The sequence below is a fragment of the Rhodococcus sp. 15-725-2-2b genome (genome assembly GCF_002259075.1).
Lineage (GTDB): Bacteria > Actinomycetota > Actinomycetes > Mycobacteriales > Mycobacteriaceae > Rhodococcoides.
Map to the genome: position 1 here is coordinate 310,410 of NZ_NPFL01000010.1, position 17,077 is coordinate 327,486.

Annotated in this window: 20 protein-coding genes; 17 read left to right on the forward strand and 3 right to left on the reverse strand. The window is 67.4% G+C overall.

Going from position 1 to position 17,077, the window contains the following annotated elements; all coding sequences use genetic code 11:
- Positions 1-35: 35 nt before the first annotated feature.
- From CH306_RS13650 to CH306_RS13720, 16 genes are all read left to right on the forward strand, one after another.
- On the forward strand, positions 36-866 hold the full coding sequence (locus CH306_RS13650) for a redox-sensing transcriptional repressor Rex (protein WP_032393881.1): 831 nt from the start codon (positions 36-38) through the stop codon (positions 864-866).
- Positions 863-2,275 carry a glutamyl-tRNA reductase gene (locus CH306_RS13655; protein WP_032393882.1) on the forward strand — a complete coding sequence of 471 codons (1,413 nt, stop codon included), beginning with the start codon at positions 863-865 and terminating at the stop codon, positions 2,273-2,275. The genes CH306_RS13650 and CH306_RS13655 overlap by 4 nt, the downstream gene beginning before the upstream one ends.
- Positions 2,272-3,249, forward strand: a complete 978-nt coding sequence (gene hemC / locus CH306_RS13660) for a hydroxymethylbilane synthase (protein ID WP_032393883.1) — start codon at positions 2,272-2,274, stop codon at positions 3,247-3,249. Before CH306_RS13655 ends, hemC begins: the two co-directional genes overlap by 4 nt.
- Positions 3,242-3,412: a hypothetical protein gene (locus CH306_RS29065; RefSeq protein WP_156516050.1), complete on the forward strand. Its 171-nt coding sequence runs from the start codon at positions 3,242-3,244 to the stop codon at positions 3,410-3,412. Before hemC ends, CH306_RS29065 begins: the two co-directional genes overlap by 8 nt.
- Positions 3,409-4,971, forward strand: a complete 1,563-nt coding sequence (locus CH306_RS13665; RefSeq protein ID WP_032393884.1) for a uroporphyrinogen-III synthase — start codon at positions 3,409-3,411, stop codon at positions 4,969-4,971. The genes CH306_RS29065 and CH306_RS13665 overlap by 4 nt, the downstream gene beginning before the upstream one ends.
- 49 nt (positions 4,972-5,020) lie before the next feature.
- A complete protein-coding gene (gene hemB, locus CH306_RS13670; RefSeq protein ID WP_094629729.1) occupies positions 5,021-5,995 on the forward strand; it encodes a porphobilinogen synthase in 975 nt (324 codons plus the stop codon).
- Positions 5,992-6,630 (forward strand): hypothetical protein, encoded by a 639-nt coding sequence (locus tag CH306_RS13675; protein WP_094629728.1) that lies wholly within the window; start codon positions 5,992-5,994, stop codon positions 6,628-6,630. The genes hemB and CH306_RS13675 overlap by 4 nt, the downstream gene beginning before the upstream one ends.
- 97 nt (positions 6,631-6,727) lie before the next feature.
- On the forward strand, positions 6,728-6,901 hold the full coding sequence (locus CH306_RS29070) for a hypothetical protein (protein WP_155290783.1): 174 nt from the start codon (positions 6,728-6,730) through the stop codon (positions 6,899-6,901).
- Between the two features lie 71 nt (positions 6,902-6,972).
- Positions 6,973-7,413, forward strand: a complete 441-nt coding sequence (locus CH306_RS13685) for a hypothetical protein (protein ID WP_094629727.1) — start codon at positions 6,973-6,975, stop codon at positions 7,411-7,413.
- A gap of 19 nt (positions 7,414-7,432) precedes the next feature.
- Complete coding sequence (locus CH306_RS13690) at positions 7,433-7,891, forward strand: hypothetical protein (RefSeq protein WP_094646895.1); 459 nt, start codon at positions 7,433-7,435, stop codon at positions 7,889-7,891.
- Positions 7,888-8,139 (forward strand): hypothetical protein, encoded by a 252-nt coding sequence (locus CH306_RS13695; RefSeq protein WP_032393889.1) that lies wholly within the window; start codon positions 7,888-7,890, stop codon positions 8,137-8,139. The genes CH306_RS13690 and CH306_RS13695 overlap by 4 nt, the downstream gene beginning before the upstream one ends.
- Before the next feature lie 16 nt (positions 8,140-8,155).
- Entirely contained in the window at positions 8,156-8,437 is a 282-nt protein-coding gene (locus tag CH306_RS13700; RefSeq protein ID WP_032393890.1) for a metal-sensitive transcriptional regulator, read from the forward strand.
- 20 nt (positions 8,438-8,457) lie between these two features.
- Positions 8,458-8,661 (forward strand): heavy-metal-associated domain-containing protein, encoded by a 204-nt coding sequence (locus CH306_RS13705; protein ID WP_094646896.1) that lies wholly within the window; start codon positions 8,458-8,460, stop codon positions 8,659-8,661.
- A gap of 117 nt (positions 8,662-8,778) precedes the next feature.
- Positions 8,779-9,954 carry a PQQ-dependent sugar dehydrogenase gene (locus tag CH306_RS13710; RefSeq protein WP_094646897.1) on the forward strand — a complete coding sequence of 392 codons (1,176 nt, stop codon included), beginning with the start codon at positions 8,779-8,781 and terminating at the stop codon, positions 9,952-9,954.
- 163 nt (positions 9,955-10,117) lie between these two features.
- Complete coding sequence (locus CH306_RS13715; protein WP_094646859.1) at positions 10,118-11,296, forward strand: PQQ-dependent sugar dehydrogenase; 1,179 nt, start codon at positions 10,118-10,120, stop codon at positions 11,294-11,296.
- A complete protein-coding gene (locus tag CH306_RS13720) occupies positions 11,296-12,093 on the forward strand; it encodes a cyclase family protein (RefSeq protein ID WP_094646860.1) in 798 nt (265 codons plus the stop codon). The genes CH306_RS13715 and CH306_RS13720 overlap by 1 nt, the downstream gene beginning before the upstream one ends.
- 13 nt (positions 12,094-12,106) lie before the next feature.
- Here CH306_RS13720 and CH306_RS13725 read toward each other — a convergent pair whose 3' ends face one another.
- From CH306_RS13725 to CH306_RS13735, 3 genes are read right to left on the reverse strand one after another with little or no spacing between them, the layout of a single operon-like run.
- Positions 12,107-14,074, reverse strand: coding sequence for an acyl-CoA dehydrogenase family protein (locus CH306_RS13725; RefSeq protein ID WP_094646861.1), 1,968 nt, complete (start codon positions 14,072-14,074; stop codon positions 12,107-12,109).
- Positions 14,075-14,117: 43 nt separating this feature from the next.
- Positions 14,118-14,324, reverse strand: coding sequence for a hypothetical protein (locus CH306_RS13730; protein ID WP_045198931.1), 207 nt, complete (start codon positions 14,322-14,324; stop codon positions 14,118-14,120).
- A 46-nt stretch (positions 14,325-14,370) separates the two neighbouring features.
- Positions 14,371-15,714 (reverse strand): serine hydrolase, encoded by a 1,344-nt coding sequence (locus CH306_RS13735; protein ID WP_094646862.1) that lies wholly within the window; start codon positions 15,712-15,714, stop codon positions 14,371-14,373.
- A gap of 87 nt (positions 15,715-15,801) precedes the next feature.
- Between CH306_RS13735 and CH306_RS13740 the strand changes: the two genes are divergently transcribed.
- Complete coding sequence (locus tag CH306_RS13740) at positions 15,802-17,073, forward strand: adenosylmethionine--8-amino-7-oxononanoate transaminase (RefSeq protein ID WP_373453972.1); 1,272 nt, start codon at positions 15,802-15,804, stop codon at positions 17,071-17,073.
- Positions 17,074-17,077 lie beyond the last annotated feature (4 nt).

Below are 17,077 nucleotides of genomic sequence, written 5' to 3' on the forward strand. Positions count from 1 at the left end.
CGGCATCGACGCCGTTCGGACGAGGAGCCCCAGACGTGACCGAAGAGCGCCCGTCGCCCAGCGGCGTAGAGCGGGTCATCCCTCAGGCTACGGTCACCCGTCTGGCGACGTACCTGCGGGTCCTCTCCATCCTCGCAGACGAGGGCGTTCTCATCGTCTCCAGTGAAGAACTGGCCACCGCAGCAGGCGTCGGATCGGCCAAACTCCGCAAGGATCTGTCCTTTCTCGGCCCCAACGGCGTTCGCGGAGTCGGCTACGACGTGGCGCGCCTGCGCGCCAAGATCGACAGCGCGCTCGGGCTCGATCGCGGCCATCGCGTCGTCCTGGCCGGAGTCGGCAACCTCGGACAGGCGCTGGCCGGCTACGGCGGATTCGCCCGACGCGGCTTCACGATGGTCGGACTGTTCGACAACGACCCGGCGCGCGTTGGCATCGACATCGACGGACTGACCGTCCGGCACGTCGACGAACTCGTGGTCGCCTGCCGTGAACTCGAAGCCACCATCGGCGTCATCGCCACCCCCGACGAATCCGTGCACAGCGTCGCCGAGCAACTCGTCTCCGGTGGCGTCGAATCCATCCTGAGCTTCTCGCCGATGGTTCTCGACGTCCCCGAGCATGTCGAGGTGCGGCGCGTGGACCTGGCGGTGGAGATGCAGGTGCTCTCCTTCAACAGCTCCCGCAACGTCTCGGGACCGACCGACATCGACGGTCCGGCCATCGTCACCGCCCCCCGGCCGCAGCCGGTATCGCCGCCCCCGCTCACGTCAACGGCACGCCTCGGCCGCAGTCACGGCCCGCGCATCGCCGGCAATCCAAGCCCAGTCAACAGTTCGACAAGAAACGGATCGGTGATTGCACCGTGAGTGTCCTTCTCGTCGGGATTTCGCACCGTAGCGCTCCCGTCGCAGTTCTCGAGCGTGTCGCCATCACGGACACCGATCGCCCGAAACTGACCGACAAGCTGATGGCCAGCGGAAGCATCTCCGAGGTCATGGTGGTGTCCACCTGCAACCGGGTCGAGATCTACGCCGTCGTCGACGCCTTCCACGGCGCGCTGACCGCCGTCGGCGAAGTTCTCGGCGAACACTCAGGGCTCGAGATCGCGGACCTGACCAAGCACGCGTACGTCCGCTACAGCGAAGCCGCCGTCGAGCACCTCTTCGCAGTGGCCAGTGGCCTCGACTCGATGGTCATCGGCGAGCAGCAGATCCTCGGCCAGATCCGTTCGGCCTACGCCGCCTCGGACGGCCAGCAGGCCTCGGGCCGCGTGATGCACGAACTGGCTCAGCAGGCCCTGCGCGTGGGCAAGCGCGTGCACAGCGAAACCGGAATCGACGCCGCCGGAGCCTCGGTGGTCTCGGTCGCCCTCGACCGCGCCGCCGACAAGTTCGACGGTTCCCTCGCCGGCCGCAAGGCCGTCGTCCTCGGAGCCGGAGCGATGGGCGGCCTCGCCGTCGCCCACCTCGGCCGCGCAGGCATCGGCGCGCTGACCGTGGTCAACCGCACCCGCGAGCGAGCCGACCACCTGGCCGAGAACGCCGTCTCCAACGGGATCGCAGCAACCTCGGTCGCCATCGAGGACCTGGCCGACGCAGTCGCCGAGGCCGACATCCTCCTCACCTGTACCGGAGCGGTGGGGGCCGTGGTCTCCATCGCCGACGCCCACCTCGCGCTCGCCCGCCGCGGCTCGGATCGACCGTTGGTGATCTGCGACCTCGGTCTGCCGCGCGACGTCGACGCCGCGGTGTCGGGTCTGCCGGGCGTCACCGTCTTCGACATGGAGTCCCTGCAGCGCGATCCTGCTGCCGGTGCCGCAGCCAACGACGCGTCGGCCGCCCGCGAGATCGTATCCAGTGAACTCTCGGGTTACCTTGCCGGACAACGACTTGCCGAGGTCACCCCCACCGTCACGGCGCTGCGCCAGCGCGCTGCCGAGGTGGTCGAGGGAGAGCTGCTCCGTCTCGAATCGCGACTGCCAGGGCTCGACTCGCCGCAGCGCGACGAGGTGGCGCGCACCGTGCGCCGCGTCGTGGACAAGCTGCTGCATTCGCCCACCGTGCGGGTCAAGCAGCTCGCCAGCACACCGGGTGGAGATTCCTATGCCGCTGCGCTGCGCGAGTTGTTCGAGCTGAGCCCCGGCTCGGTCGATGCCGTCGCCACACCCATGGAGATCGGCTCGCTGGAACTGGTGGACGATTTCACCGCCAGCCGCACCGATCTACGCTCGGACTCCTACCCCGGCGGAACCACCGGTCAGGAGCGTGCCGAATGACCGCCGTCGTCAAGATCGGTACTCGCGGAAGCCTTCTCGCGACCACCCAGGCCGACACGGTTCGGGTGGCCCTCGCGGCAGCCGGAGTCGAAGCGGAACTGGTGATCGTCAAGACCGCAGGCGACCTGTCTGCTGCTCCCGTGCAGACGATCGGCGTCGGCGTCTTCACCGCGGCGCTGCGTGAGGCACTGGCCGACGGCACCGTCGACATCGCGGTGCACTCGTACAAGGATCTGCCGACCGCGGCCGACGACCGGTTCACCATCGCCGCCATCCCGGCTCGCGAGGACCCGCGCGACGCCCTGGTTGCCCGTGACGGACTGGTACTCGGTGAACTGCCCGCCGACGCGAAGGTCGGCACGTCAGCCCCGCGTCGTATCGCTCAATTGCGCGCTCTCGGACAGGGATTGGACGTTCAGCCGTTGCGCGGCAACCTCGACACGCGGATCGGAAAGGTGGCGTCGGGCGAGCTCGACGCCGTCATCGTCGCCCGCGCCGGACTGGCCCGCATCGGCCGACTGGACGTGGTCACCGAAGCACTCGACCCGGTTCAGTTGCTTCCGGCACCTGCCCAGGGTGCGCTCGCCGTCGAATGCCGCGTCGAGGACACCGATCTCGCGGCGGCCATCGCCACCCTCGACGACGCGCACTCACGCGCCGCGGTAGCAGCCGAACGCGGACTGCTCGCCGAACTCGAAGCCGGCTGCACCGCCCCGGTCGGCGCGATCGCCGAGGTCGTCGAATCCATCGACGAGGACGGCCGAATCTTCGACGAACTGTCCCTGCGAGGCTGCGTCGCCGCCATCGACGGCAGCGACACCATCCGCGCGTCGATCGTCGGATCACCCGAGCGAGCCGAGGAGCTGGGCCGGGAATTGGCCCGCGAACTGCTCGATCTCGGTGCGCGCGAACTCGTTTCGGTCACCGAACCGGCACAGGCCGATTCTCGTCTACGGGGTGGATCTCATGTCTAGGGCCATAACGGCACCCGTCCGCGGACGCGCCAAACGCAAGGCGACCCGTCCCGTGGTGCGAAGAGAGTCGATCGCCACCGCTCGACTGATTCCGAAACGGGGCACCGCAACCCCGATAGAACTGCAGTACCCACACAAGACAGCACTGGAGAACAACCGATGAGCCCAGTCCGCAAGAACACCAACGGACGGATCCTGTTCGTGGGATCCGGGCCGGGTGACCCGGCTCTGCTCACGGTCCGGGCACGGGAAGTGCTCGGAGCGGCCGAGCTCGCATTCACCGATCCCGACGTCGACAAGGGCGTCACCGCCCTTGTCGGTGCCGACGTTCCGCGTGACCCGGAGACGGGCGAGAACGGTGTCGAGGTTCGTCCGGCACTCGGCGAACCGGCCGAGGTCGCCAAAACCCTTCTCGCCGAAGCCAAGAACGGCCACGACGTGGTTCGCCTGGTCTCCGGTGATCCGCTCACGACCGACTCGGTGATCGCCGAGGTCGGCGCCGTCGCACGCACGCACGTGCCGTTCGAGGTGCTCCCCGGCCTGCCCGCAGGATCGGCCGTGCCCAGCTACGCCGGAATGGCACTCGGCTCGGGTCACACCGAGGCCGACGTCCGAGGCGAGGTCGACTGGGCAGCTCTCGCCGCGGCCCCCGGCCCGCTGGTACTGCACGCGACATCGGGTCACCTGGCCGAAACCGCCAGTGCCCTCGTCGAACACGGCCTGGCACCGCAGACACCCGCGGCCATCACCGTCCGCGGCACCACCCGTCAGCAACGCACCGTCGAGGCCACCCTCGCCACCCTCAACGACGCCGGATCCGAGCTCGTCGGATCCCTCGTCGTCACTGTCGGCAAGGTCGTCTCGGGTCGAAACAAGATGTCCTGGTGGGAATCTCGCGCCCTGTACGGCTGGACCGTGCTGGTGCCTCGCACCAAGGATCAGGCAGGGGAGATGAGCGATCGCCTCGTCACCCACGGTGCCATCCCCATCGAGGTTCCGACCATCGCCGTCGAGCCCCCGCGCAGCCCGGCCCAGATGGAACGCTCCGTCAAGGGCCTGGTCGACGGTCGCTACCAGTGGGTCGTCTTCACCTCGACCAACGCCGTTCGCGCCGTGTGGGAAAAGTTCGAGGAGTTCGGCCTGGACGCTCGCGCGTTCTCCGGCGTCAAGATCGCCTGTGTCGGTGAGGCAACCGCGGCGAAGGTGCGCTCGTTCGGCATCAACCCCGAACTCGTGCCATCGGGTGAGCAGAGCTCGCTCGGACTGCTCGAGGACTTCCCGCCGTACGACGAGGTCTTCGACCCGGTCAACCGAGTCCTTCTGCCGCGCGCCGACATCGCCACCGAAACGCTCGCCGAGGGGCTGCGCGAACGCGGCTGGGAGATCGACGACGTCACGGCCTACCGCACCGTTCGGGCGGCACCGCCCCCCGCCGAGACCCGCGAGATGATCAAGACCGGCGGCTTCGACGCAGTGTGCTTCACGTCGAGCTCCACCGTCCGGAACCTGGTCGGCATCGCCGGAAAGCCGCACGCTCGCACCCTGGTGGCGTGCATCGGCCCCAAGACCGCCGAGACGGCCGTCGAATTCGGTCTGCGCGTGGATGTGCAGCCCGAGTCGGCACAGGTCGGACCGCTGGTCGAGGCTCTCGCCGAGCACGCGGCCCGCCTGCGGGCCGAGGGCGCACTGCCCCCGCCGCGCAAGAAGTCGCGCCGCCGGTAACTCGGCCGCCGATCTCACGCTCAGCACACCCGGTCCGTAAGGAGTTCGCTTGTTCCCCACCGACCGTCCCCGACGCCTGCGCCGTACGCCGGCACTGCGTCGACTCGTGGCCGAGACCTCGCTCGAGGCACGGCATCTGGTGCTGCCGATGTTCGTGGCCGACGGCATCACCGAGCCGCGGGCCATCGGCTCGATGCCGGGAGTGTTTCAGCACACGCTGGATTCGCTCAGTGCTGCCGCCGAGGAGGCCGTCTCGGCAGGCGTCGGCGGCGTCATGCTGTTCGGCGTACCGAGGCCCGAGGACAAGGACGAAACCGGCTCGGGGGCAACCGACCCGGACGGAATCCTCAATCGAGGCCTGGCGCGGCTGAAGGCCGACCTCGGGGATTCGACGGTCATCATGGCCGATACCTGCCTGGACGAGTTCACCTCCCACGGGCACTGCGGAGTCCTGGGCGAAAACGGTTCCATCGACAACGACGCCACCCTGTTGCGGTACGTCGACATGGCCGTCGCACAGGCGGATTCCGGTGCGCACCTGCTCGGACCGAGCGGAATGATGGACGGGCAGGTCGGGGCCATCCGCGCCGGACTCGACGCTGCAGGCCACGTCGAGGTCGGTCAGCTGGCGTATTCGGCGAAGTACGCCTCGGCGTTCTACGGCCCGTTCCGCGAAGCAGTGGGGTCCTCGCTGCAGGGCGATCGCCGGACGTACCAGCAGGATGCGGCGAACCGCCGCGAGGCCACCCACGAGGTGGAACTTGATCTCGCCGAGGGTGCCGACATGGTGATGGTCAAGCCGGCGATGTCGTACCTCGACATTCTTCGCGACGTCGCCGAGATGTCACCGGTTCCGGTTGCGGCGTATCAGATCTCCGGGGAATATGCCATGATCACCGCCGCCGCTCAGAACGGGTGGATCGACCGCGACGCAGCGGTGCTGGAATCGCTCGTCGGCATTCGACGCGCCGGTGCCGATGTCGTACTGACCTATTGGGCTACCGAAGTGGCGGGCTGGTTGTGAACGAATTTCCTCCGAACAACAACCCGGACGGCACCAACCCAGACAGCAACAGGCCGGGTAACCCACCGCCGCAGCCGGATTGGCAGCGCTGGGAGCTCGAGCACGGGTTCCCGCAGACAGGACCGGAGCTCGAGCCGACCCCGCGTCCGGCGCCCGTCGACGTCGAGACCGCACGCCACCTGTGGTGGGGAGTGGCGCTGATCGGGGCGCTCTCGGCGCTGTTCTCGGTGTGGACGCTGTTCGGGGCGCGCGAGGAATTCGCGCAGTCCCTCCTCGACGACCTCGCAGCGCAGGACGCAGCCGCCGACATGACGGTGGAGTCCACGCAGTCGATGGTGACGGTGATGCTCGTCGTCACGGTGTTCGTCGTACTCGGTTTCGGGGCGCTGTTCCTGTTCTGGGTCAAGCGGATGCGCGCAGGCAAGATGTGGGCGCGCATGCTGCTCACCATCATCGGATCGTTCACCGTGTTCACCATGATCCTCGAACTGTTCGCCATTGCGTCGAGCGCAGGAGCGATGAACATCGTGATGAGTGTGCTCGGCATCGGCCAGGGAGTGCTGGCCGCCGGGGCGATCTACCTGATGCACCGTCGGGAATCCAACGAATACTTCGTCGCTTCGGGACGGCGGTAGTTTTCAGAACTCGATAATTTCGGGCGTGTTCGGGGCTGCGGTACGGGCTGTGTGACTAGCATCACTGTCGATATCGTCTCGAGTGATCGGAACCGACATGGCAGAGCACACCCCTGCAGCAGCGAGCATCACGCAGCCGACCGCAGCACCGGCCGTCGATCGCGAGCCCTGTCCCGCCGAGAGCGGTCGCCCCGGCTGGGCCCTGCTCGGGCTGCTGCTCGCCGTCTCGGCCGCCATCGCGATCATGGCACTGGGAATTTCTGCAGGCTGAGCACGTCGCGTCGGCGCGGAAATCTCTGCCGGCCGAACGCACAGCTCACCCCCGGTGGCAGGATGTCTGGCGTGAGCGCAGACACCGACACACCGATCGTCCGGCCCCGAGTGGTTTCCGCCGCCTACTGGCTGTGGCTGACCTCCGCGGTGCTGCTGATCGTCGTGTGCATGATCGCCCTGACGCTCCCCGCCGACCAGATCCGCGCGTCGTTCACCACCGGCGGTGCGACGGACGAACAGGTCGATTCCTTCCTGACGGTCTTTCGTGGACTCGGCGTGATCTTCGGTGTGGTCGGGCTGGCCGTCGGCCTGATGTCGGGCCCGGTCCGGAGCGGAGACCGCCGGTTCCGACGCGCCCTGGTCGCGCTGTCCGGAGCCACCGCGCTGCTGCTGACCTTCGCCGCGCTGGTGTTCCCGTTCGTGCTGCTGGTGATCACCGTCGCGCTGGTGGTCGCAGCGGTCCTGGTCTACCGGCCGTCGGCACGGGAGTGGTTCATCCGTGAGCAGTGATACCCCCATCGACGAGACCATGCTCTTCCACGAGCCCGGTGGCCGGTGGCGGATGCTGGCCTGGGGGCCGGTGTTCTGCCTCGTAGTACTCGCGGTCGAGCTCGCATCAGGACCGGTGGTCCACTGGTTCGCTCTCGCTCTCTTCTCGCTGATTCTCGTCGGTTTCACGTACGTCCAGCTCCGCGCCGCGCGGATGCACGTCAGCGTCGAACTCACCACCCGTCGGCTGCGACAGGGAACCGAGACCGTCGACCTCGACGAGATCGACGACATTCTGCCCCCAGCCGAGTACGCCGACGGCGAATACGAGCCGAAGAAGTGGGAGACCGCGCGGGTACTCGGAGAGCTGTCGGGCGTCCCGCGCAAGCGGCACGGCATCGGGCTGCGGTTGGTGGGCGGCGGACTGGTGCAGGCGTGGGCGAAGGACGACGACGGTCTGCGCGCGGCTCTCGAAACGGCGAAGCGGGAGTACCTGTGAGGAAGTCCCTCGGGTGGGCGGAGTTGGTGCTGGCTCTGCTCGCGGTGATCGGAGCGGTGGCGTGCTGGAACGCCGGGGTGCGCACCACGGAGTTTCCCGCTGTTCCGGAGGTGTCCCCGGCGTATTCGGGGACGTTCTACTCGGGGTCCTGGATCGCGCTGGCCGCTCTTGCCGCCATCGTGGCCGGACTGTTGACGGTCGACGGCGTCCGGCGACTCGTGTCCGGAGGCGCACCCCCTACCGGGTAGGGGTATCATGGCGGACATGAGCAGCTACAGCGCCGAGCAGGACGACCTGCTGAAGCGATTGCGTCGTATCGAGGGCCAAGTGGCCGGGATATCGAGAATGGTCGCAGACGATCGCTACTGCATCGACGTTCTCACCCAGGTGTCCGCGGTGACCAAAGCTCTGCAGTCGGTGTCGTTGAAGCTGCTCGACGCCCACCTCGCTGGATGCGTGGTGGAAGCCGCGAAACACGGCGGACCCGAGGCGGACGCGAAAGTGAAAGAGGCCTCCGAGGCCATCGCGCGCCTGGTTCGTTCCTGACTCGAGAGGGAAGAGTGAAGATGCAGACGACATATTCGGTCCAGGGCATGACGTGCGAGCACTGCGCCGCATCGGTGACGGAAGAGGTATCGGAGATCTCGGGAGTCACCGGCGTCGACGTCGATGTGGATTCCGGTGCGGTCGTGGTGAGCAGCGATTCGACGCTCGACACCGCGGCGGTGGACGCCGCAGTCGCCGAAGCCGGGTATCGATTGGTGTCCTGACACACTCGGTCGGTGGTTCGGAAGTCGCGAAAACGGTGATACCGGAAAAATGGGACTCATCGAACATCGTCAGGAGCGCTCGTGAAGAAACCTGTCACCGGCGCAGCCGTCCTCGCCATGAGCGTCGCCCTGCTGGCGGCCTGTTCGGCGGACACCACCGACCAGGGCAGTAGCGCAGAGCCGAGCGAGTCGTCCGCGACCGCGTCGCAGAGCTCTTCCGACGCTGCTCCTTCCCCGGCCGCGCCTGCCGGGCCGCTACCGAACCTGTCGGTCACCACCGTGCTCGATGGCCTCGACAAACCGTGGGACGTGGTGGTCGCTCTCGATGGAACGGTGCTGACGGGGGAGCGCTCCGGCCGGTTCGTCATCCGCGACTCGGCCGGAGTCCAGCGTGAACTGAATGCGGACCTCGGCGATCTCTACGCCGCCGGTGAGACCGGACTGATGGGGATCGCACTGGCTACCGATTTCGCTGCGTCGCGAACGATCTACACCTGTCAGGGTGTGCGCGGCGACGACGGTAACCATATCGGCGTGATGTCGTGGACCGTGGACCCGCAGTGGACGGCCCTCACGCGCACCGGCACCCTCGTCGACGACATTCCCGTTGCCGACGGCGGGCGTCACGGTGGCTGCCGCATCCTGGCCCATCCCGATGGCACGCTCTACATCGGCACCGGGGACACGGCGAGCCCCACTGTTCCTCAGGATCGAAACTCACTGGGCGGCAAGGTGTTACACGTCAACGCAGACGGCACCGCCGCAGCCGATGCCCCGGATCGGATCTTCACTCTCGGTCATCGCAATGTGCAGGGATTGGCGATCCGTCCCGGAACCGACCAGATCTTCGAGGTCGAGCAGGGGACGAGCCGAGACGACGAGCTGAACCTGTTGGTGCCGGGCGGCAACTACGGTTACCGCCCCGATCGACGGTCGTCGGTCTACGACGAATCGGTCCCCATGACCGACCCCGACCGGGTTCCCGGTGCCCTGCCCGCAGTGTGGAGTTCGGGTGATCCCACCATCGCCACCCCCGACGTCACGTTCACCGACGGTGAGCAGTGGGGTTCCTGGAACGGTGCGGCGGTGATCTCGAGTCAGCAGGGCGAGAAGCTCGTCTTCCTGGCACTGTCGGACGACGGAACCGAGTACGTCGCCGAGGCCGAGGCACTGGAGGGCACGTACGGCAGGCTGCGGTCGCTGACCCCCTTCGGAAGCGACGGCGGCTTTCTGCTCACCACCGACAACGGCTCCGACGACCAGGTGCTGCTCGTCACCCCCGGGGTCGGCTGACCAGGGGTTGCCGCCACTACGTGGGACGGAGGATTGCCGGGGATTCGTTCTGCTGCCGGGAACCGAATCGCGTCATGAGTCGGCGGTTTGCCCGAAGAGTGTGTTTAAGATCATGTGATACCGGTCATATCGGGCCGGTCGCGGATCGTCGTCAGGAGTGTGGATGAACAAGCTGGTGTCCAGTTCCGGAGTGATCGCTGCCAGCGTCTTCCTGACGCTCGCCGGTACGACCACCGCGACGGCGCAGGCCGACCCGCTCCCCGATCTGACGGTCACCACCGTGCTCGACGGACTCGCCAAGCCGTGGGATGCGGTGGTCGCGCCGGACGGAACGGTGCTGACGGGTGAACGCTCGGGACGGTTCGTGATCCGCGACGTCGGCGGTGCCACCCGCGAACTCGCCGCGGACCTCGACGACCTGTACGCGTCCGGCGAGACGGGCCTGATGGGCATAGCTCTCGCGACGGATTTCGCCGCATCCAGAACCATCTACACGTGCCAGGGTGTGCAGGGCGGCAGTAGTGGCGGTACCGGTAGCGCCGGAACCGGAAGTGCGGGAGGCGCGAGCGAGAACCACATCGCCGTGCTCTCGTGGACCGTGGACCCGGAGTGGACCGCTCTGACCCGCACCGGCACCCTCGTCGACGACATTCCCGTTGCCGACGGCGGTCGTCACGGTGGCTGCCGCATCCTGGCCCACCCCGACGGCACCCTGTACGTCGGCACCGGAGACACGGCGACGCCGACGGTTCCGCAGGATCGGAACTCATTGGGCGGCAAGGTGCTACATATCAATGCAGACGGCACCGCCGCACCCGACGCCCCGGATCGCATCTTCACTCTGGGACATCGGAACGTGCAAGGCCTGGCGATTCGACCCGGCACCGGTCAGATCTACGAGGTGGAGCAGGGCACGACCCGAGACGACGAGATGAACCTGCTGGTGCCCGGCGGCAACTACGGCTACCGCCCCGATCGACTCCCGTTCATCTACGACGAGTCGGTACCGATGACCGATCCGACCCGCGTGCCCGGTGCACTCGCCGCCGTGTGGAGCTCGGGTAGTCCCACCATCGCCACGCCCGGTCTGACCTTCGCGAACGGCGCGGGATGGGGTTCCTGGAACGGGGCCGCGGTGATCTCGAGTCAGCAGGGCGAGAAGCTGACGTTTCTGAAGCTGTCCGAGGACGGCACGGAATACGTCGACGAGGCCGACGCCCTGGTGGGTACGTACGGTCGACTGCGCTCGCTCACCAGCTTCGGCGACGACGGCGCATTCCTCCTGACCACCGACAACGGATCGGACGACAAGGTTCTGCTGGTCACCCCCGCTGCCGACTGATGTGCGGCCCCGAGGTCATCGAGACCGTTCACCGCAGAATCGGCCGTAGGGCGCTGTTCGGATCGTTGGGGGCCGCCGCGTTGACCGTTGCGACGGCCGGGGCGGCGCGCGCCGAACCCGTAGTCGGTTCGGCGATTCCGGCGGGCCGCCTGGTCGATCTGACCCACACCCTGAGCCCGACGTTTCCGGTGTGGCCGGGCAGCGAACCGTTCACGATGCGGCCGGTCGCCGCCTACGAACTGGGCGGGTTCCTGGTGAACGAACTCTCGTACTGGGAGCACACGGGAACGCACATCGATGCCCCGGCGCACCGCATTCGGGGCGGCGCGACGGCCGACATCCTGCCCCTGGAGGATCTGATCGCCCCGCTGGTGGTGGTTGACATCTCCGCCCGGGCCGCGTCCGACCCCGAGGCCGTGGTGACGAGCGAGGACATCGCGCAGTGGGAGCGCGAGCACGGCCGGATTCCGGACCGCGCGCTGGTGGTGATGCACAGTGGCTGGCAGAACAGGCTGGCCGAACGTGCGGCCCCCGGCTTCGGCGCGGACGCGGCGCAGCTGCTGGTACGCGAGCGGGGCATCGTCGGAATCGGAGTGGACACCCTGAGCCTCGACCGGATGAACGACCGCGAATACCCGGCTCACACAGCGGTTCTCGGGGCAGGCCGATACGGAGTCGAGGCACTGGCAAATCTGGACGCGGTGCCCCCGGCAGGGGCGACGGTCGTCGTCGGCGCTCCGAAGCACGCAGGCGCGACCGGCGGTCCCTGCCGGGTCTTCGCGGTAGTTCCCGGCTGAACCCGGCTACGCGTCAGTGCGCGTGACTGGGGTTCGCGGCCGGCTCTTCCTCGGTTCCGGCCCCGGGCTCACCGAGCATCGCAGCACCGACCAACGCCTCGGGCACTCCGAAGCCGTCGACGAGCAGTTCGGCGTGCGGACGCAGGGTGCGGCACCGCTCGTTGATGGCGCGGGTGACGGCCTTGGATCGCTCGGTGGACAGGTAGCGGTGTTCGATGAACCAGGCCTTGTCCGCCTCGATCACCGACAGCGCGTAGAGGTCGCAGACCTCGTCGAGCAGATCCTTGGTGGTGGGGTCCTCGCACGATTCGATGCCGGCGATGAATGCCTCGAAGATGATCCGATCGATGTGCGCGCTCGCGGCATGCAGAACGTGATCCTGCACCGCGTTGAACGCCTCGAACGGGCTGGTCTCCTTGGACTTGGACTGCAGCCGGCGGGCGACCGTGGAGAGCAGGTACTCCTCGCGATCCTCGAACATCTTGACCTGGGTGCCGCGGTTGAACAGCGAGCCCTCTTCCTCGTTGTCCTGACGCCGATCGAGGATGGTCTGCATGATCGCTTGGGCCGCAGTGCGTTTGACGACGCGGTCGCCCACCATGTCGGCGGCGAACTTGACCCATTCGACCGGGCTCATGGACTTGACGTCGTCGGCGTACGCGGTGAGCAGCTCCTTCGCGACCAGCTGCGTCAACACATGATTGTCGCCCTCGAACGTGGTGAACACGTCCGTGTCGGCCTTGAGCGAGATCAGCCGGTTCTCGGCCAGATAGCCTGCGCCGCCGCACGCTTCGCGTGCCTCCTGAATCGCGGCGGTGGCGTGCCAGGTGTTCGCCGCCTTGAGGCCGGCAGCCCTCGATTCGAGCTCGCGCTGCTCCTCGGCGTCGGGATTGTCCGAGGTCTGCAGCTCGTGCATCTTCGACACGAGCTCGTTCTGCGCGAACTGCAGGGCGTAGGACTTGGCGATGAGTGGGAACAGTCGACGCTGATGCACCAGGTAGTCCATGATCAGGACCTCCTGATCGGAATCGGGCGCGGAGAACTGCCTGCGCTGCAACGCGTATCGCGTCGCGATGTCGAGGGCGACACGGGCAGCCGCCGCGGCACTGCCGCCGACCGTGACACGTCCGCGGATCAACGTGCCGAGCATCGTGAAGAACCGTCGAGACTTGTTCTCGATCGGGGAGGAGTACGTACCGTCGTCGGACACGTCGGCGTACTTGTTGAGCAGATTGTCTCGCGGGATGCGGACGTGATCGAACATCAGGCGGCCGTTGTCGACTCCGGGAAGACCGCCCTTGTACTGGCAGTCCGAGGTGGTGACACCGGGCAGGTCGTCACCGTTCTCGTCGCGCAGTGGAACGAAGAAGCAGTGCACGCCGTGGCTCTCGGGCTCCTCGCCCGGGCCTGCGGTGATGAGTTGGGCGAACACCGCGGCGACCGTCGCCGTTTCGGCGGCACCACCGATGTAGTCCTTGCGCGAGGACGGCGTGGGGGAGTTGATGACGAACTCGTCGGTCTTCGGGTCGTACGTCGCTGTGGTCTCGAGCGACTGCACGTCACTGCCGTGTCCGGTCTCGGTCATGGCGAAACAGCCGAGCAGGTCGAGACTGATGATCTTGGGGACGTAGGCCTCGTGGTGGCGTTCGGTGCCGAGATTCTCGATGGCACCGCCGAACAACCCCCACTGGACGCCGGCCTTGACCATCAGCGACAGATCGCTCATCGCGAGCATCTCGATCATCGTCACCGCTGCACCGACATCACCGGTGCCGCCGTGTTCCTTCTTGAAGCCGTTGTCGGCAGCGCCTGCAGCGGCGAGAAGCTTGAGCTGTTCCATCGCCTTGGTGCGGGCGATGACGGTGTTCGGCGTGTAGTGCGGACGGAACTCGTCGCGGGCAAGCTGCCTGCGCGCCTCGTTCTTCACATCTCGCCAGCGGCCGTCCAGAGTGTTCCGAAGGTGATCCGTTGTGGTTGCCATACTCGACGGTAACCTTTTGCAGCCGCCCGTGAAGGCCGGAATCTCAGACCGGCCAGACGAATTCTTTCCACACCGCGCGGACGGTGCGCCAGAAGCCCGATTTCGCGTACGGACCGTCGTGGAACAGGGACGCGCAGTTGTCCTCCAGAGCCCTGTTCACCAGGGGGCTGAAGTCGGTGAACTCACCGACCAGGAACTCCTTGAAGCCCTCCGGCCACGCGTATTGGGCTGGTTCGTGTTGTGCCTCCACGACCGCGAGTGTAATGCAGCAGTAACACCGATGTTACAAATCCCACTCACTTCAGCAGTGCGAAAGCCTGCTGGGCGACGAGGAACGCGTAGCTGGACGGGATCGGATCGATCGCGTCGTCGGCCCGGAACTGCTCGGTGACGATCCAGTCCTGACCGGCGGCATCGGTGGCCAGGAACGCGCCCGCCAGATCGCCGGGAGCGCTGCCGCCCTTGAACCCCGAATACGGCCACAGCGCCGCGTCGAGCTGCACCCCCGGAGTGATCGCCAGGATGCGACGGTTCTCCTCGGCCGACTCACTCGTCGCCAGGTAACCCATCGCGGCACAGACGTCCTGCGCGTTGGCGAACCACTCGACCCCGTCGGCCGACGCCGGGTTGTCCAGGAAGTTCTCGAAGTCGATCTCGAGCGGCCTCGCGTCCGCCTGCGCCAGCAGCTCGGCCCGGGTGTCGGGGTCGGCCGCGGACCACTCGGCCCGCATGTTCGGATCGCCGAACCCGATGACGAAGAACTGCCGAGTGTCCATCATCGGCGTCATCACCGACGGATCGTGATGACCCATGACCAAGAGCTGGCGCTCGACCCGGTCGCGGCCGAGGCGATCCATCAACAGATCCGTTGCGGTGTTGTCGGACAACGAGATCATCTTCTCGGCCGCGTCGCGGACCGACACCTTCGTGCCGTCGGGCAGATTCTGCAGTTCGCCGGACGGCGCGCTCTTGGTGGCGTCGCGAACGGTGAGCTGCTCGTCCCATCGGACCGTGCCTGCCTCGATCTCGTCGGTGAGAGCGCCGAGGACGTACAGCTTGAACACCGACCCGAGGGGCAGCACCGAGTCCGCATCGGTGGAGTAGATCGACTCGCAGTCGCCGCCGTTGAGCCGTGACGCGCTGTAGGAGTAGTTCGGAGCCACCTTCGACAGTGCCGCGTCGAGATCGTCGAACGACGAGATCGTCGGAAGGTCCGGCCGGGCCAGGAAGCCGTCGAGCTTGCCGTCCGCATCGATCGACGTCGTGATCGTGGCCGGGATGCCTGCGGTGGTGAAACGCAGAACGCCGGAATCGGGACCGGCCTCGAACCCCATGGCCACGTTCGGAGCGCCTGCGCGCAGCTGTTCGAGTGGCCCGGCGAGACCACCCAGCGGAGCGACAGCCTCGGCCAGCTCGGGTCCGGTGACGGCGTCGACCTCGGCGGGGTCGGGTGCCTCCTCGGCGTTGATCCATCGCAGGATGCGTTCGTTGAGGGCACCGACGGGGGTGGAGGTGTCGACGGCGAAGTCCGGAACGGTCGTGGTGGGCACGGGCGCTGCGGCCGTGCCCCCGCAGGCGGCAAGCGTCAGCGTTGCGGCCACGACCACCCCCACGAGTCTCGTCACGGTCCGCGTCGTCATGCTGCGATGCTAATGGATTCGGACATTTCGCCACCTCGCCAGTCTCGGGACGGCCGGTCGGGTGCTGTGGCAGTGTGCTCTGGCGTGCTGACTTCCGAAGACGTCCGTCGACTCGACTCCGACCATCTCTGGCACCCCTACAGCCGGTTTCCGGCGAGTGCGACCCCGCTGGTGGTCGACAGTGCGTCGGGCGTGCGGCTGACGTTGGCCGACGGTCGGCAGCTCATCGACGGCATGAGTTCGTGGTGGGCGGCGGTGCACGGCTACCGCCATCCGGTGCTCGACGCCGCCGCGCACGATCAGCTGGGCCGGATGAGCCACGTCATGTTCGGCGGACTGACACACGCTCCGGCGGCCAGGTTGGCCGAGTTGCTGGTCGACATCACCCCCGCCGGGCTCGACAAGGTGTTCCTCGCCGATTCCGGCTCGGTCTCGGTCGAGGTCGCGGTGAAGATGGCGCTGCAGTACTGGCGTGGGCGCGGCGAGAACGGCCGCACGCGGCTGTTGACCTGGCGCGGCGGGTACCACGGAGACACCTTCGCTCCGATGAGCGTGTGCGACCCGGACGGCGGGATGCACACGCTGTGGACCGATGTTTTGGCGAAGCAGGTGTTCGCTCCGGCCCCGCCCGTGGCGTTCGACGCCGACTACGTCGCCGAATTCGAGAAGATACTCGGTGAACACGCGAGCGAACTGGCGGCGATCATCGTCGAGCCGATAGTGCAGGGCGCCGGTGGAATGCGGTTCCACGACCCGCGCTACCTCGTGGAACTACGCCGCCTGGCCGACGAGTACGGCCTCCTGCTGATCTTCGACGAGATCGCCACCGGCTTCGGCCGAACCGGGGAGTTGTTCGCAGCCGACCACGCCGGTGTCGCGCCCGACATCATGTGCATCGGCAAGGCGTTGACCGGCGGATATCTGACCCTGGCGGCCACGCTGTGCACCACCGAGGTGGCCGAGACGGTCTCGGCCGGCGAGGCCGGCGGCCTGATGCACGGGCCGACGTTCATGGGCAATCCGCTCGCGTGCGCGATCGCGGTGGCCTCGGTGGATCTGTTGCTCTCGCGTGACTGGCGCGCCGAGGTCGCGGCTCTGGCATCGGGACTGGCCGCCGGCCTCGCGCCGGCCCGGTCGCTGTCGGGAGTCGACGATGTTCGCGTTCTCGGCGGCATCGGCGTCGTCGAGATGCACAGTCCGGTGGACATGGCACGGGCCACGGCAGCGGCCGTCGACGCGGGAGTGTGGCTGCGGCCGTTCGGGCGTCTGGTGTACGCGATGCCGCCGTTCATCTGTACCGATGCGGAGGTGGCTACCATCGCCGAAGCCCTGGTGGCGGTGGCGCGCGACCATACTTGAACGG

Excerpts from the sequence above, each read along its gene's own strand:
- hemC (WP_032393883.1), top strand. The coding sequence starts at position 2,272 with ATGACCGCCGTCGTCAAGATCGGTACTCGCGGAAGCCTTCTCGCGACC.
- CH306_RS13735 (WP_094646862.1), bottom strand. The coding sequence starts at position 15,714 with ATGACGACGCGGACCGTGACGAGACTCGTGGGGGTGGTCGTGGCCGCA.
- CH306_RS13720 (WP_094646860.1), top strand. The coding sequence starts at position 11,296 with ATGTGCGGCCCCGAGGTCATCGAGACCGTTCACCGCAGAATCGGCCGT.
- CH306_RS29065 (WP_156516050.1), top strand. The coding sequence starts at position 3,242 with ATGTCTAGGGCCATAACGGCACCCGTCCGCGGACGCGCCAAACGCAAG.
- CH306_RS13705 (WP_094646896.1), top strand. The coding sequence starts at position 8,458 with ATGCAGACGACATATTCGGTCCAGGGCATGACGTGCGAGCACTGCGCC.
- CH306_RS13700 (WP_032393890.1), top strand. The coding sequence starts at position 8,156 with ATGAGCAGCTACAGCGCCGAGCAGGACGACCTGCTGAAGCGATTGCGT.
- CH306_RS13690 (WP_094646895.1), top strand. The coding sequence starts at position 7,433 with ATGCTCTTCCACGAGCCCGGTGGCCGGTGGCGGATGCTGGCCTGGGGG.
- CH306_RS29070 (WP_155290783.1), top strand. The coding sequence starts at position 6,728 with ATGGCAGAGCACACCCCTGCAGCAGCGAGCATCACGCAGCCGACCGCA.
- CH306_RS13710 (WP_094646897.1), top strand. The coding sequence starts at position 8,779 with ATGAGCGTCGCCCTGCTGGCGGCCTGTTCGGCGGACACCACCGACCAG.
- CH306_RS13725 (WP_094646861.1), bottom strand. The coding sequence starts at position 14,074 with ATGGCAACCACAACGGATCACCTTCGGAACACTCTGGACGGCCGCTGG.
- CH306_RS13715 (WP_094646859.1), top strand. The coding sequence starts at position 10,118 with ATGAACAAGCTGGTGTCCAGTTCCGGAGTGATCGCTGCCAGCGTCTTC.
- CH306_RS13665 (WP_032393884.1), top strand. The coding sequence starts at position 3,409 with ATGAGCCCAGTCCGCAAGAACACCAACGGACGGATCCTGTTCGTGGGA.